Consider the following 16,012-nt stretch of genomic DNA (forward strand, 5'->3'; position numbering starts at 1 on the left):
CTACAGCAATAATAAAAATGCGTGTTGAGTACCATTGGCTCAGGCATTCTGAAATTGGCACCGCTGGGTGTTATAGGTATATATGTTAGAAATTTATGCTGGTGAAACGGCTTTAAAAACGATTAAAGAAAAGGGCTTTAGCCCTGATATTTTTAATAACTTTCTAGGCGCTAGTGGAGGGCCTAAATGGTTTGTTTTATACGGATTAGATAAATATTTTTTTGGTGATTTTTTTCAGCATCAACAGCAACCATTAAACTTAATTGGCTCGAGCGCAGGCGCTTTTAGAATGGCTTGTTTTGCCCAACAAGATCCTGTGGCAGCCATTGAACGATTAGCCAAAAACTACAGTGAAACGGTTTATTCAAGTAAGGCTAACGCCGCTGAAATTACCGATAAAGCACGAGAATTATTAGATATATTATTTGGCGAGTCTGGCGCTGAAGAAATTATTAATAATAAAATTTTCAAAGCACACTTTGTTGTCGCCAAATGTCGAGGCTTAGTTGCCTCAGAAAATAAAGTGTTATTGGGCTTAGGGTTGTTATCAAGCTTATTGCGCAATGGTGCAAAACGTTCATTGATTAAAAGTCAGTACGAGCGTTATGTTTTTCAGCATCAAGAGAGCCAATTACAGCTGCATGACCCCGATAATATTTCGACCACGCGTTTAGCCTTTAGCGAAAATAATATTAAAGATGCTTTACTTGCCTCGGGTGCTATTCCTATGGTGATGCAGGGCATACAAGATATTGCCGACTGTGGGCCGGGCATGTATCGAGACGGCGGTATTATTGATTATCATTTCGACTTAGCGCTTGATGGCTTAACCCTTTATCCGCATTTTAGTTCAACGTTAAAAGCAGGTTGGTTTGACAAAAAGTTGTCAAGAAATGTCCGTGCTGAACATTACGATAAAACGGTATTAGTCTGCCCATCACAAGCTTTTATTGATGCACTTCCATACGGAAAAATTCCTGATCGCAAGGACTTTGTGACGTTAGAACCTGAGCAGCGTTTGCAATATTGGCAACAAGTATTTTTAGAAAGTGAAAAGCTGGCAGCTGCTTTTAAAAGCTTCCATCAAACACAAGATATTAAGCAAATAAAGCCGATTAGTCAGTTAGTTGCCTAATGCGCTTTATTGATAAATTAAAAAAACTAATAATAAAAATTAATAACAGCAACTAAAAAGAGAAAAAACATGAGTACTTACACTGCAATAAACTTAATCGCTCGTCCAGGTGCTGGTCCCGTTGGCCCTGATTTATTTGAAGTTGTCACCAGAAACATGCCTAGTGTCGGTGAAGGTCAGTTTTTAGTGAAGCAAAATCATATGTCCCTTGACCCAGCAATGTTCGGTTGGATGAGCCCAGATACAGAAAGCTATATTCCACCGGTTGAGTTGGGTGATGTTATGCGTAGTTCAGGTATTGGAGAAGTAGTGGAAAGTAAGCACCCTGATTTTAAAGTCGGCGAACGCGTGATGGGTATGATGGGGTGGACGGAGTATCACTTAAGTAGTGGTGTTGGCTTAAATAAAGTTACTGCACCGTTACCCGATGAAGCTATTTTATCGGTTTTTGCTTTACCGGGTTTAACGGCAACGCAAGGGCTTTACAGTATTGGTAAGCCACAAAAAGGTGAAACTATCGTGGTTTCAGGCGCAGCAGGCTCTGTGGGTTCAATTGTTGGTCAATTAGCTAAAGCTGATGGCTTAACCGTAATAGGCGTGGTGGGAAGCGATGAAAAAGCGGATTGGATCGTCAACGAATTAGGTTTTGATGGTGCGGTTAATTATAAAGCTGATGACTTAGCAAAGAAGTTAGCAGAATTAACGCCAAACGGCATTGATATTTACTTTGAAAATACCGGTGGCCCCATACAGCACCATGTTTTTGCTCGTATGAATGCTCATGGCCGTATAGCGGTATGTGGACTGATTGCTGATTATTCAAAAGCAGAGCCAGATCTTGCGCCAAACTGGATCCCTATCATTAAAAAGCGTTTAACTATACAAGGTTTTACTATGCCAGATCATTTTAGCGAAGTACCTGCTTTGTTAGCGAAATTAACGCCTTACGTGATGAAAGGACAAATTAAACATCGTGCTCATGTGCTTAATGGTCTTGAATCTGCCATGACAGGTTTGAACTTATTTTTTACTGGCCAGAATAAAGGCAAGTTGATTGTGAAGCTATAATGGTTTTCACCCGATAACTTAAGCTAATGAGAAATATAAATAGTTAATATAATAATAACGGCAGTGTTAGCTGCATTCGCAATACGGTATTTTATGTTATAGCCTCTTTATTGATAACTTTTTGTTGATAGTAGATAAGGCTTTAATACCAGTAAATTAGCTTAGTTTATAAACTCATCTTTCAACGCTGTTGACTTACGTAAGTGTCGATAGCGTATTATCAGCATAGGTTTAAACATGACTGACGTTAAAACACATTATCGAAACTGTAATATTTGTGAAGCCATGTGTGGCTTGGAAATTAAGTATCAAGACCAAGAAATATTGTCGATTAAAGGCGATCAAAAAGACCCTTTTAGTAAAGGGTATAACTGCCCGAAAGCAACCGCTTTAGCAGATTTTCATAATGATAAAGATCGTTTGAAAACCCCGATAAGACGCACAGACACAGGTTGGGATGATATATCATGGGATGAAGCTTATACCGAGATAACAGAAAAATTTAAAGCGATTCAACAGGCTCATGGTAAAAACGCCTTAGCGATATATTTAGGCAACCCTAATGCCCACAGTCTTGGCAATGGCTTGTTCTTAAAACCTTTTATGAAATCTATTGGTACCATCAATCGTTATAGCTCGGCTTCGGCTGATCAAATGCCACATTATGTTGCCGCTAACTTCATGTTAGGTGCTGGTATGCTTATTCCTGTGCCTGATATTGACCGTACTGACTTTATGTTAATTATCGGTGGCAATCCAGTGGTCTCAAATGGCAGTATGATGACTGCTCCGAACGTCATTGGCCGCATGAAAGCCATTCAAAAGCGTGGTGGTAAAATTGTCGTGGTTGACCCACGTTGTACTAAAACAGCGAAAGTTGCCGACCAACATTTATTTATTCGACCAGAAAAAGATGCTTTGTTACTGTTTGCTGTTATCCATTGTGTTTTTGCAAGTAATAAGGTCAACTTACTGATCATTTGGGCATTGTTAGGTATCGGTATTTTACTGGCTTCAAGAATGGTGTACACCACCTTAGTGACTTATACCGGAGCGGTACCGTCTGAGTTTTATTCTGTGCAGAAACGACCAGAATATAAAACTTATCAGCAAACCACGAATATATTCTTCCCTGGGCCAAGCAAGTCATAGTGGAAGACAAGTAAAGCGTAATAAATAAAACGTAACAAATTTAATAGGGTAATCCATGTTTAAAAGTACAGATAATTATATTGCATCTAATGACCTTACAATGGCGGTAAATGCCGCGATAGCATTAGAAAAACCATTGTTGATCAAAGGTGAGCCGGGTACAGGTAAAACTCAGTTGGCTGAAGAGCTCGCTAAATCGCTTAATTGTAAATTGTATCAATGGCATATCAAATCAACCACCAAAGCACAGCAAGGCTTATACGAATACGATGCAGTATCTCGATTACGTGATAGTCAATTAGGCGATGAACGTGTTCATGATATTTCAAATTATATTGTTAAAGGCAAACTATGGCAGGCTTTTGAAGAAGAGCAACGCCCCATTTTATTGATTGATGAAATTGACAAAGCCGATATAGAATTCCCAAATGACTTGCTTCAAGAACGCCAAAAATAGGGGGTGTATTAATACCAATTTAACTGACTGACTGACCAAATTCTTTTGTACTATGGTCTACGGGCTTCTATGTTTTTGGTATTCGTACCATTTTATAATACCAAATATTAACTTCCCTTAATAATATAAAGAAAAGCCACCAAGCTAATATGCTCTATAAACTCAACACATTTGTGCAGTGACAATGAAGTGTCATACTCAACAAAAAAGAATCATACTTTACAATAAATCATCATACATTCGAGCTGTTGCTCTCGGCAGAAATAGCTTAGCTCCTCGTTATAAGTGCAACAAGCTTTAGTAATTTTCGTTCAAGAGCTGACCTAAATTAGTCCTCAAAATTAGGCTCGTTTATGTTCACTTAGATACGATTACGGACGTTAGCATCAATAGTTTTTTGAGCTATTTTTAGTGTTCATTAAGCATTGAGCTACCTTCATAATGACAGTCAACAAAGCACCATTGCTGACACTCGATTGGAATAATTTTGATGGATGAAACGAATAATTATACTCAAGTAGTGCTAATAGTTTACCGATATTAGCCAGAAGCCTTTATTTATCATGATTAGCAAAGGATACTTAATCCTATGGTAGTATTTGTAATGTAAATCATGGTTAATACATATGTATGAGTCGAATAAGTTTACAGTGGCATGAACATTAAGTGATAACTGAATTATTATCTGAATACTTAATCGATGAATCGTTTAGTTGGTTATGTAAACAACGAAAACACTTTCCCGATAACAGTGATGTATGGGATGTACGTTTTCATTGGAATAAAATCAAATCACAACTTATTGATGAATTAATATCAAATACCTTCAATTTTCAACCATTACAAAAAATAACTAAATCATCAGGTGAAGTTATTCACTTATGGACATCAATAGATAGTTTGGTGTTAAAACAGTTGTCACTGGTATTACAGTATCATTTACCATCCTCTAAGCTGTGTACACACTTAAAAGGACATGGTGGTAGCAAGCATACTGTTACAGAGATACAGCGTAATTTAAAAGATGATTTAGAAGGCTTGGTAAACAACAATACGTTTGTATTTCGAACCGATGTGAAATCGTATTACGAGTCAATAAGCCATGAAGTATTATTAGATAAATTATCAAAGTACATCAAAGATAAAACGGTAATGAACTTATTGGCACAATATCTCAAACGCAGTGTTGAATCAGGAGGGCTGTTTAGGGATATAAAACAAGGTATTTCATCGGGTTGTCCATTAAGCCCTTTAATCTCAAGCTTCTACCTTTATGAATTAGATAAAGAAATGGAAAGTAAGTCCGTATTTTATCGACGTTATATGGATGACATTATTGTTTTATCACCAACAAGATGGAAGTTACGTCAAGCTATAAAAACCGTTAACCAACATTTTGAAAAACTAAAGTTAAAACAACATCCTGATAAAACGACCATCGGTAGAATCAAAAATGGCTTTGATTTTTTAGGTTATCAGTTTGGACAAGAAAAAATAACAGTTTCAAAACGAACATTACGAAATCACATACGTCGATTAACGCAGCTTTATGAGCAAAAAAAGCATCTACCAAACTGGCAAATGCTTATTGATGATTATCGACAACATTGGGTTACATGGGTTTATTCAGGCATACCTTCATCGATGATCAATTTCAATAAAGAAACTTATTTAAGATTGTTTCTTAAATCGACGTGATGCTAAACCCATAAGGCCTAATGCAAAAATCGCTAGTGTAGTAGGTTCTGGTACTTCATCATAGCTGACCGCTTTGCGTTTTAACCATGTCCCCCGGTCATAATGGTCACCGAAAGGCTGGGTAAAATGAACATCCAGACTAACTTCCGTATAAAAACCATCATATGAACTTAGCAATGAATACGCTGAGATTTGTTCGCAGGTGTGGCGAGATGCAGCAAATCCGTAACAGTAACCATATGAGTCGTCGTTTGTGTACCCGTGGCCAGCGCGCGCCATCTGCGTTTGTGTCTCCGTACAACTAAATAAATGGTGAAACTTTATCCGCTGCATGATGTCCAAATTGATATGTGAGCGGGTACAAATCCTCGCCGTAGAAAGCTGAAAACATCTCTGAAATTTTCTCAATTGTAACTGTCTGCCAACTTGTGGCCTGTGCAGCTGACAAAGCACATATGTCGCTTATTGCTCCAGCTGATGCGCCTGTATGCGCGGATGTATTGCCTAAAATCCCGTCGACTAAATCAGTAACCACGTTACTGTAAGACAAACCGTTAGTTACGGTTACATCTAACCATTCCCACACAGAAACTGCACCTGTTGCGGTATCTGTACGAGTCTCTGTAGTAATCAAGCCATTATCAGCAAAAGTACTGGTGTAGTCTAATGCGTTAGACGCAAAAGGTGATAACGCAGCTATAAGCAGCGGTATGGTTTTCAATAATTTCATGGTTTGCTCCGTTTTGTGTTTTTGCCGTTCCGTGTATAAGTAAGGTGTCTACAACATTATTCAATAGTTTAATTACTTTGTTATTTTTTTATTTAAGCAAAATTCGCACCAAGAAAACAATAAGACTGATAATCATAGGGTTACGTAACCTCTAAAGTTCAGGGTTAGGTGAAGTGTAAAAATACCTAACACTTATGCAATGACAATTAAGGATAAAGCGCTCAACGCCACTTTAAAAATCACTCTGATAAATATTCCTTTTTAAGGATATTTAAATGCAAGATAGCTTGTTCATCATGAAGTGGCTGTTGTGCTATTTTCTTTTGTGCCAATTTAAGCTGGTTATTAACGAGTAAAGCTTCAATGTAATTAACCTCAGATCGGGTTAAGCCCTAACCATAGCATTCTTCTCTACGTCACTAATATTAAGGGTTGGCTTATTTTCTTTAAGGCAATAAGCCACTAAACCTGCCAGTAAATTCAACATAAAACTATTAGGGCTACGATGACGCGAATGCTCTATTTGAGATATATTCTTCAATTGATCATTTATCGTTTCAATAATAAACCGTCTAGATAACATTGCTCTATCCCATAACGACATAGCTTTGGCTTTCATATTACGGCGCACGGTTGTTATCAAATCAACTCCTTTTTCCTTCAAACCAACTGTTAATTTTTTTGCTTATATAGCCTTTATCTGCATATAACTTCCCTTTTAAGTTTTTAGCTAAGGCTAATACGGGCTTTTGTGTCGTGAACATTGCCAGTAGTTAATTTAGCCTCAACTATTTCACCTCTAAAGTTAGTGACTAAATGTAGTTTGAACCCATAAAACCAACCCATTGTTCCTTTGCCCCGTTCGGCTATACCGTCAAATGTTTTATGTCTAGGAATTCTTAAGTTATGGCATACTTTTATGCTTGTAGAGTCAATAAACTCAATACCTGTAGACTCACCTTTAAGTATTGAAAAGTAGCTAGAAAGTGGAACGACCGCTTTAGGCATCACTTCTAAAAATCGAGTGTAGCTCAATAAGCTAGGGAAATGTGAACGATAAAACTTAGCAATATAACCTTTATAATAATTTTTAAAGTCGCGATGATTTGATGTATGAAAAGCAATTAATATAGTGATTATCTCACTCATAGCCATACGGCATGGACGATTTCGCTTGATACTTCCATCAGCAATTAATTGTTTCTCCCATTGTGGGATAAATACGCGACAAAAATCATCGACATCACAGAATATTTCAACTAGTTTATTCATGCCCGTTCCTTATTATCTTTCTGTTTTTTCTTGGTCGAAAGATCGGATCGTGGAACGGGCACTTAGTTCAATTTAATTAATTCTTATCCCGAGCTGAGGTTAATTAACAAATACACTATCAATAATGTCGTTATTAGATAAATTGATTGCACGGGTTAAGTGCTGTAATGCAGATTCATTTTTGCTTAGCTTTAATTCAATGCTGCCCAAGGTGTCTAGTATTTGAATTTCGTTAGGTTTTATTGAAAACGCTTGTTGTGCAAATTGCAGCGCTTGTTGAAAGTTTTGTTTTTTCATGTAAAGGCTAGCGACATTATTTAACGCAATGATATTATTTGCGTTTAGCTCAATGGTTTTAAGGTAATAAGTGAGCGCCTCATCGTTGTTTTTTGAAGTTTGAAGTAATGCGTATTTCAACGTGCTTTTTTCATCATTAGGGTGTTGAGTTATATGTTTGTTCAAAAACGATAAAGAAGCTTGCTCTCCTTGGGTTTGATAAATCACGTTCACCATTAAATTAGTATTGGTAGGTGATGATGTAGCGTGGTAAGCCGTTTTTAGGTTTTTCATCGCTTGGGGGAACTCACGTTTTTTCAGTTGTACTTGCCCTCTAACACCTTGACTATAAGGTAGCGCTTGAATGTTTTCTGGCAATGCGTCGAGCTCATTTTCTACTTGCTCAAAGGCGCCTTTACTCAGTAGTAACTGTAAGCGTAACAATTGTATTTCAATGTGCTTACCCCCTAACTCATTTAAATGATACTCGGTAAGTGCTAAGGCTTTATCTTGCTCGCCCTTAGTCATGTGTACTTTTATCATGCCTGTTATTGCTTCAGGATTGTTGGGTTGTTGTTCAACCCATGCTTGGTATAAAGCTGTGGCTTTGTTGTATTGTTTGGTATTAATGTAGGCGAATGCCAGTTGTGACCAAAATGGTGCTGATGTGTCACTTTTTGCGCTTTCAAACTGACTAATGGCTTGCGTGGTCTTCCCTTCTATTAAGAGTAGTTTTCCCAAAGTGATTTTGTAGCCTTGATTAGTAGGTGTTTGCTGCAAAAGCTGCTCAAGGTGTGTTGTTGCTATTTCATCATGTCCAAGTACCTTACTTAATAAGTAGTGCTTGAGAATAATAGGTAAGTGCGCAGGGTGTGTTTTAAGTAAAATTGCCACCTCATCAAAGACCGTTTGTGTTTCAACTTTTGTATTTGTTGGTGATAAATTAATAATAGCGAGTGCTACCGCTGGATTATTAGGCTCTTGTATTAACACTTTTTGGTAGAGCGCTTTGGCTTTATCTGGTTTGTTTTGTTTAGTTAATACCTTGGCTTCCATGATAAAGCCTTGTAGTTTCAAATCTTCAGTTTGTTGCCATTTCTTGGCTATCATCATTACCTTGCTAAATTGTTCAGTTGAAAAATACGCTTGTGCAAGGGCTTGCTGAAGTTGCTCAGGAGATAAGTTTTGCTTACCTTCTTCAAGGCCTTCATCAAGGTTTTCTTTAAGGTTACCGAGTGCTTTTTCTAAGTCGATAATGCCTGACAAGTCATTAAGGGAAAGCTTTAATAGGCCAACATTTGCTAACGCATCAGGTGTAATAAGCGCTTTAGGTTGCTTATTTAAAACGGCTTTCGCTTTATTTAGCTCACCTTTGCGTAACAGTGCCCGGCCAACCCCTGAAAGTAGGCTAGCATCTTGCTCTGATATTTCATCAAACTTGGTTACCGTGTCGTTCGCTTCTAATAGCAATCCTAATCGTAATTGCGTATCAGCCAATATACGCAAGGCTTGGTGTGAAGCAGGTAACTCACTGGCAACAAATGATAAGTGTTGGTTCGCTTTTTCTAAGTCTTTTAATAGGTAGGCACTAATACCGGCAATTAAGCGTGCAGGCGTTTCAGTTGAAGATTTTAATAACGTTCGCTCTGCATGTAATAATGCATTCACGTTATCTTTGTCATTAAATCGCGCAATGGCTTTGAGTTGATTAAGCAGTGGGTTTTCACTGTTGATTTTTAAAAGGCTATCAATAATTGGCTCGGCTTCGGCTGTTTGATTGCTGTCAGTGAGTAATCTAGCGAATAAAAATGACTTTTGTTTATCTTCAGGATAGTTTTCTACATAAAGGCGGTAAGTATCAATCGCACCTTGAATATCTTTTGCTTGAATTTGTAAATTTGCTTTGAGCGTCAATGCGTCTGATTGGGTGGGATATTTCGCCAATACTCCATCGAGTTGTATGTTGGCGGCTCCAAGGTTTTTATCTCTCGATTTTTCATCAACTAATCCCTTATCAAACAGTCCATTGCCAATCAAAATTGCATAAACAAGTGATAACTGCTTAAACGGAGATTGTGTTTTCATCACTTTGATTTTATTAATCATCCCCTTCGCTTTTTCAATTTGCTCTAAACGCACCATGGCTTGTAGTTTGTAAAAGCGTACCTGGACTAAGTCATCTGCTTTTAATCCTGATTTTTTAAGTGACAATTTAAGCAAGGTATCGTCAGCGCCTGTTTTTTGATACGTTTGTGATAGTAACGGAACAACTTCGCTTGCAGGGTAATTAAATGCCATAGCGCGCTCAAACTCTTTCTCAGCATTTTCGTATTGATGGGTTTGTAAATAAAGCTTCCCCAATAAAAATCGAGCTTCTGCAAGCGAGGGCTCAGTTTTTATGGCATTTTTAAGCTCTATAATTGCTGAGTCATAGTCTTGTTGGGCAAGTTTTGTTTTGGCTGATGCTAAGTAATCGTTAGCGCCTTGTTCACTACAACCAAAAAGTACAAAAAGGAATAGTGCAATGCATGAATTTTTCATGGGTAGTCATATGTAATTGTTATCAATTTAAAGAAGACTACTGAGCAAATGACGCAATTGCAACTTAACGTGTAAGTACTTAAGTAAAACTGAGCGGAATAAACGTTATTTTAAATTACAGTAGCGTGTTTGAATATTCCATTTTTTAGCCCTACATCCACCTTAAGATCCAAAGTTGACGTTCATATTAAGGGAATCTACATTCATCTCATAAGTAAAAACTGAACATCTCAGAAAAAAGGGCGTTTTGACAACTTCAGTTACAGCGCCTCAAACATATAGCGATTTCTGGTTAAAATTTCTCTCTAATATTTTTATGATTTTACAAAAGCTAATGTCAGCTCTTGGCTAGGAGCCGAAGTACCAATTTAGCCACTCGAAGCTTCCGCTTAGCGCATGTTGGGGTTAAATAAATGGTCTTTATTCTTCTTGAACTATAATAAACTTATATGTGTCTCTATTTTATAATAGTCACCATGTAATGAGTAATATGGCGACTTTTCAAGTTTTATTTAAAGTATTTGTCTGACAGACAATCTCTTGTAATTGTTTGGCTTATGCTTCCTTGATATATCATTTAGTTGCTGTCAGTATCGTTACTTATTCAATTCAATGCATGGTACTTTCTTCCCATAAAAACTGTTGCTCGATAGGCAATTCTTCTTTAGTCATAAATACACGTATTTTGATAGTTTCACCGTCTTTTTTTGAACATTCACAAACCATTAAACCTAACGTATCCATTGAAGCTGTATCCCAATTCAAAAAACTGCCATGAGATCTCTTCTTTCGCATTAATTGTTTGTCATCTGCTCTTAGCTTTATCATTTGAAGAGCAAAATCAAAACTCATATCACAAGCCTTAGCAAGGCGGTAAATGCGGGTGTAAAAAGCTTTGTGCTTCCTAAGTATTTTTTTCATAACGTAGTTACTAACTCTTTATGGTTCTTGAGAACAGCTTGATTTTTTTCAGCTAAGACATCATCTTCAATATGAAAAAGTTCAGGGCATGGCTGCTGAAGATTGATGGCATTTACTAATAACTGACCCAGTCGTAATTCGGGGTACTTAGCTATTACATTGACCATACTTTCTAACAGTTGTTGCTTGGCATCATCAAGGTGACTCTCTGCCAAAGCTGAATCCCTTGAAGTCTCATCATCAATGTTTGTATTGACGGATATGTTGGATAACATACCACTCGCAGTATGATCTTCGTCACAAGTGAACTTTGATTTAAAATTTAACCTGCCTGGCATAAAATCATCATCTGCTAAAGGCGCTTCTTCAAAATAACTGTCCCAATCTTTTTTCTCATAAGCATAAATCAAATCGACAAGTTGATGAAGCTCATTACCTTCGGCTGATTGGTATTGAGCATCCCAAAGTTGTTCTACGCGTTTCAACGCAACTGTTAACTCATTATTATTGGCAACTTTATTTTTCGATAATATATCTCTTACAGCCAACCTTAAGTCACCTCTCTCCTTTAGTTGACGTGCCTTAGTCTTTGACTGGCAAATTACATCAAAAATATTACTATATTCAAGCGTGCTCGTGTCCAGACTTTCATTGTCTTCAATAATGGAATTACTTTTGTCCGTTATCCTGAGAGTGTCACCACACATATCCGCAAAACATTGTTGGCATAAGTCTACTGATATTAGCTTCCCATCACCATGCATTGCACCATAACCACACTGGTGGTCAATGGTAATAAACTCGCTAAATTCATACCCCTCATCAACACAGGCTTCTAGACCACAGCCGTCACAAGTTAATTTAATAACTTCTTGTCGTTTAACCTCTTTGAAATTCTTCATGTGCTTACCTTAATATGAAAGAAGGAGATATGCCTTGCCTAACGAGTAGAAATTGCTCTGCGGTAAGTGAAATTGAAGATGGCAATACATCAACTTTATAAAGGCTGTTTAAGGTATGAACCAAGAGATTTTCAGCATCTATTCGCTCTATAGGGCTGCTAACCATCCAATTGCCAGGCTGCCAACGGCCGAGGCGGTCACTCTCAACAGTACCATAAATAAATTGGAGGTTAAGCTCATTCACTTCAATCAATTCAACGTGTTTAATGATGCCTGTAATCGATGTTTTCATTTAACTAACTAACTAACTAACTAACTCCTTAACGTTATTATCTAGTTGCTCTGTGCTAGCGATATATAATGAATCAAAATATTTCTATCGAGCAGAAGACTTTTCTTTTCATCTTTAATTAATTCACCAGAGTTAATCTGTCTAATTACCCATTCCTTGATTTCAGGTAAGTAGCTTTCAATAGGTGCGCTAATTGTGTTCCCCATCCCACCATTTCCAACAATATAAAATTGTTTTGCATTGTTAGCATCAATTGCGACATGCAGCCAATCCGATCGGTTAGACCGCTCTAATCGTCCCTTAAATTTTTTTACAGTTAGCATAACTACCTCAATTCACTTAGCCCTAACGCGATAGCTTCTTGTTGAAATCGACCAAAAATATTAACGACTTTTTCATAAGAACTTGCCAAAAAGTGTTCCTCGACTGTAGCACTAGCTCCATCAAAGGAATGATGACCAATAACAGTATCAAATCCACTAAGTTTTAATTTTTCTTTAGAGCTAACATTTGGTTCCTTGTCGAATATAACAGTGTCTGAAGTCTCACCACCCACAGCATCTTCAACACAAGCCTTCATCTTTTCAAACTTAACCACATCAGCTTCAAAAGGCACATCTTGCTTAACTCGGTAAGCATATTCCAACAGCTTAGGCTCAGCAGGCATATACATAATAGCCTCTTGATTTATTGAGTCAGTCATTCTAAGTATTCGGCCTAAAATCTGCCTAAAGTGCATTTCTGTTTTTATATTGGTGAGGTGACAACAAACCTGCAATCGGGGGATATTAGTTCCCTCGCTGATCATGCCTACGGAAATGATCCATTTAGTTTGTTCGTGCCTAAATTGTTGAATAATACTGGTTGGCTCATTTTCTCTGTAAGTAACAACAACGGCATTTTCGTTAAAACTGGCTTTCATTAATGCTGAAATCTGTCTTGCATGCTCAACAGATGATGCAACAATTAACCCGGCGGCATCAGAGTTTTTAATCCTAATTGCGCTCAACTTTTTCTGTGCAGAAGAAATTACATATTTAATAACCTTTTCATTTTCAATAATTTCCTGATAAGGAATGATTGATTGCGATAATAAGCATTTAAAGCTAGTAAACGTTTTAGTCTCATCGTCATCAACAACAGAAATATTATTGTTATCAACTGCGATTATCTGCGGTATACGACAAACATCATCTTGAATAGCTTCAGCAAGCCCATAAACGTAATCACATGATATTTTGTTGCTAGGGTGCATATAGTTGGAAAGAACGATAGGAGCAGTATCTGAGCGCCAAGGTGTTCCTGTCAACGCCAATGTATATTTAGCTTTATCTTGAATGTTCAGTATTATTTGTTCGCCCCATGAATTCGCATTATCAATAGTAGATCCAGCACAATGGTGGATTTCATCAAATATCACAAACACACGATATCGTGTAAATAAACGCCAAAAGTCATCATTAAGGAATTGAAGACTTTGATAAGTTAACGATCTTCCTTTAGAGCCGATCAAGCCATCAAAGCGCTCTTGGGTTTTTAACTTCAAGCTTTCACTAAAGTCTTGAGAAACAATGGATGAGGGTGAAAAACAAATAACTAAATCAACCATGTCCTTTGTTAATAGCTGATTAGCTAATTCGGAAGCCATTAACGTTTTACCTGCACCAGGTGTAGCTAAAGCTAAAAAATGGCTAAAGCCACTTCTGTATTTTGTTGAAGCTAAATCAATACACTCAGCTTGCCATTGTCTTAATTTCATATATTCTCTACAGGTTTATCTTGCTCAAGTAAGCCTTCAATAGCTCTTATCTTCCCTAGTATTCTAGTATTATTGTCTCTAGCTTTATTAAATTGTGGTTGTATTTCGTCAACTAATTCGGGAAATTCCGAATACAGCTCTTTGTAAGCTTCAGACTCACCAATATTTAATAATAACTCCGCTCTATAGTGGTTTAATTTAGTAATCAGGTTTTTCTGTTTCTCTTCTTTAAACACCTTTGTTTTAGGTTTAGTGGCTTGTAGATCATCAAGGTACTTAGGATCAAATAACCCAGTTTTACTAAAACGTGTCGAACCTTTTTTATTCGTATTTTTCTTAATTAACCAACCTTTATTTACCAGTTTGAGCAGCTCAGCATAAAGCTTCCTTCTTACCACTGTAGGATCTAAGGAAGGGTCATTTTTTAAGGTAATGTAGGATGAACGAACATCACTGGTTGTGAAATTATCAAAGTTTGTCGCTTTAATAATTTGCGCCACAAAAACGTCTATTTTCAAGATAACTCCTAACTTAATTTCTTCCTGCTCCGTTGGCGGAGCAATTCTAGGCTTTTTATTTGTGACAATCAAGCTCCGATAGCGGAGCAAGTGATGTTATGAATATTATTGGAACAAATATTAAACGTATTAGAGAAGACAAAGCATGGACACAAGAGATTCTTGTCGCTAAATGCCAGCTATCTCAATGGAAGATCACTCGTAGCACATTGGCTAAAATAGAATCCAATGTTAGAAGAGTGACAGACATAGAAGTGAAGTTATTTTCCCAAGTTCTTAAAGTTTCAATTAATGAGCTATTTATTGAAGAGCAGAATTACCAATAACAAAGTGTTGTTCTAAATCACTTGTAGTACGAATCAAAATGATACATATTGTATGTATCTGATTATTATTAATGATAAATTTACAATGGACCAATTCAGTTTTGCACAAAAGCAGCGCTTAGCTTATATCGATTTTAAGCTCTATTTTACTGGGATGGTAACCCGTAGTGAAATAGTCAGTCATTTTGAATTAGGTCTTGCGGCAGCAACCAGAGATTTAAAAATCTATAAAGAAAATGCGCCTGAAAATATGGCGTATGACAATGTAGAAAAAAAATATTTTATCACAAGTCAGTTCAAACCTATTCTTAAGCATGATGCTCGTCGTACGCTCATCAAGCTAGCTAATAACATCAGTGATGGATTTGATGGTATTGGCGATACTTCATTCCCTATTGAATCACCAATCCCCTTAAACGTTCCCTGCATTGATATTATCGCTAAGTTATCCCAAGCAATAATTAATAATAAGCCTATCAACGTAATATACACCTCTTTAAGCAGTGGTTCTGGTGCAAGAGAGTTAGTGCCTCACTCAATCGTAGATAATGGCTTACGTTGGCATTTAAGAGCGTATGACCGAAAATCTAAGTCGTTCCGAGACTTTGTTTTAACGCGTATTACTAAAGTTACAATTATTGCACAGACACCATCCCATCAAGAAGATAAATTAGAAGATCACCAATGGATGCGAATGGTGCCATTACAAATTATTCCTCATCCAAACAACGTTGAGCACCCAACAGCTATTAAGCTTGATTTTGGAATGGAAAACGGCATGTTAGAAGTCAATGTACGAGCAGCGATGGCAGGTTATTTATTAAGACGTTGGAACGTAGATTGCTCTGAAAGTGGCTCACTTTCAGGCCCAGAATATCAACTTTATTTACAGAATTTACAAACACTATACGGTGCTGAAAATTTAGCAATAGCACCGGGCTATAAAGTATTATAAAAATGATGGA

The 16,012-nt window shown here is 37.1% G+C and carries 15 protein-coding genes and 2 pseudogenes; 7 read left to right on the forward strand and 10 right to left on the reverse strand.

Annotation, left to right across the window (positions count from 1 at the left end; genetic code table 11):
• The first annotated feature begins 82 nt into the window (after positions 1 to 82).
• From FGD67_RS01625 to FGD67_RS01645, 5 genes and pseudogenes are all read left to right on the forward strand, one after another.
• The gene (locus FGD67_RS01625; RefSeq protein ID WP_257173390.1) at positions 83 to 1,135 is read left to right on the forward strand and encodes a patatin-like phospholipase family protein; all 1,053 of its coding nucleotides are present in this window, start codon (positions 83 to 85) and stop codon (positions 1,133 to 1,135) included.
• A 69-nt stretch (positions 1,136 to 1,204) separates the two neighbouring features.
• Positions 1,205 to 2,203, forward strand: a complete 999-nt coding sequence (locus FGD67_RS01630; protein ID WP_257173391.1) for an NADP-dependent oxidoreductase — start codon at positions 1,205 to 1,207, stop codon at positions 2,201 to 2,203.
• A gap of 237 nt (positions 2,204 to 2,440) precedes the next feature.
• Entirely contained in the window at positions 2,441 to 3,355 is a 915-nt protein-coding gene (locus tag FGD67_RS01635) for a molybdopterin-dependent oxidoreductase (protein WP_257173392.1), read from the forward strand.
• Between the two features lie 55 nt (positions 3,356 to 3,410).
• Positions 3,411 to 3,809, forward strand: a pseudogene (locus tag FGD67_RS01640) (AAA family ATPase); the annotation flags it as partial.
• A 669-nt stretch (positions 3,810 to 4,478) separates the two neighbouring features.
• Positions 4,479 to 5,510: a reverse transcriptase/maturase family protein gene (locus tag FGD67_RS01645; protein ID WP_257173393.1), complete on the forward strand. Its 1,032-nt coding sequence runs from the start codon at positions 4,479 to 4,481 to the stop codon at positions 5,508 to 5,510.
• Here the strand turns inward: FGD67_RS01645 and FGD67_RS01650 are convergent.
• The 10 genes and pseudogenes from FGD67_RS01650 to FGD67_RS01695 all read right to left on the reverse strand — a co-directional run bounded on the left by FGD67_RS01650 (position 5,484) and on the right by FGD67_RS01695 (position 14,721).
• The gene (locus FGD67_RS01650) at positions 5,484 to 5,843 is read right to left on the reverse strand and encodes a PEP-CTERM sorting domain-containing protein (RefSeq protein WP_306556782.1); all 360 of its coding nucleotides are present in this window, start codon (positions 5,841 to 5,843) and stop codon (positions 5,484 to 5,486) included. The two genes, FGD67_RS01645 and FGD67_RS01650, sit on opposite strands and share 27 nt — an antisense overlap.
• A complete protein-coding gene (locus FGD67_RS01655) occupies positions 5,812 to 6,240 on the reverse strand; it encodes a hypothetical protein (protein WP_257173394.1) in 429 nt (142 codons plus the stop codon). The genes FGD67_RS01650 and FGD67_RS01655 overlap by 32 nt, the downstream gene beginning before the upstream one ends.
• Before the next feature lie 385 nt (positions 6,241 to 6,625).
• Positions 6,626 to 7,512, reverse strand: a pseudogene (locus FGD67_RS01660) (IS982 family transposase).
• A 99-nt stretch (positions 7,513 to 7,611) separates the two neighbouring features.
• The gene (prsT, locus tag FGD67_RS01665) at positions 7,612 to 10,329 is read right to left on the reverse strand and encodes an XrtA/PEP-CTERM system TPR-repeat protein PrsT (RefSeq protein ID WP_257173395.1); all 2,718 of its coding nucleotides are present in this window, start codon (positions 10,327 to 10,329) and stop codon (positions 7,612 to 7,614) included.
• A 609-nt stretch (positions 10,330 to 10,938) separates the two neighbouring features.
• Positions 10,939 to 11,250 (reverse strand): hypothetical protein, encoded by a 312-nt coding sequence (locus FGD67_RS01670; protein WP_257173396.1) that lies wholly within the window; start codon positions 11,248 to 11,250, stop codon positions 10,939 to 10,941.
• Positions 11,247 to 12,152, reverse strand: a complete 906-nt coding sequence (locus tag FGD67_RS01675) for a hypothetical protein (protein WP_257173397.1) — start codon at positions 12,150 to 12,152, stop codon at positions 11,247 to 11,249. The genes FGD67_RS01670 and FGD67_RS01675 overlap by 4 nt, the downstream gene beginning before the upstream one ends.
• Before the next feature lie 4 nt (positions 12,153 to 12,156).
• Positions 12,157 to 12,444, reverse strand: a complete 288-nt coding sequence (locus tag FGD67_RS01680) for a hypothetical protein (protein WP_257173398.1) — start codon at positions 12,442 to 12,444, stop codon at positions 12,157 to 12,159.
• 41 nt (positions 12,445 to 12,485) lie between these two features.
• Positions 12,486 to 12,767, reverse strand: coding sequence for a hypothetical protein (locus FGD67_RS01685; RefSeq protein ID WP_257173399.1), 282 nt, complete (start codon positions 12,765 to 12,767; stop codon positions 12,486 to 12,488).
• Positions 12,768 to 12,769: 2 nt separating this feature from the next.
• Positions 12,770 to 14,203: a DEAD/DEAH box helicase gene (locus tag FGD67_RS01690; protein WP_257173401.1), complete on the reverse strand. Its 1,434-nt coding sequence runs from the start codon at positions 14,201 to 14,203 to the stop codon at positions 12,770 to 12,772.
• A complete protein-coding gene (locus FGD67_RS01695; protein WP_257173402.1) occupies positions 14,200 to 14,721 on the reverse strand; it encodes a hypothetical protein in 522 nt (173 codons plus the stop codon). The genes FGD67_RS01690 and FGD67_RS01695 overlap by 4 nt, the downstream gene beginning before the upstream one ends.
• Positions 14,722 to 14,819: 98 nt before the next feature.
• Here FGD67_RS01695 and FGD67_RS01700 point away from each other — a divergent pair, with 98 nt between their 5' ends.
• Positions 14,820 to 15,047: a helix-turn-helix domain-containing protein gene (locus tag FGD67_RS01700; protein ID WP_257173403.1), complete on the forward strand. Its 228-nt coding sequence runs from the start codon at positions 14,820 to 14,822 to the stop codon at positions 15,045 to 15,047.
• Between the two features lie 85 nt (positions 15,048 to 15,132).
• The gene (locus FGD67_RS01705; RefSeq protein WP_257173404.1) at positions 15,133 to 16,002 is read left to right on the forward strand and encodes a WYL domain-containing protein; all 870 of its coding nucleotides are present in this window, start codon (positions 15,133 to 15,135) and stop codon (positions 16,000 to 16,002) included.
• The last annotated feature ends 10 nt before the right edge of the window (positions 16,003 to 16,012 follow it).

Origin of the sequence: Colwellia sp. M166 (assembly GCF_024585285.1) — a bacterium.
Lineage (GTDB): Bacteria > Pseudomonadota > Gammaproteobacteria > Enterobacterales > Alteromonadaceae > Cognaticolwellia.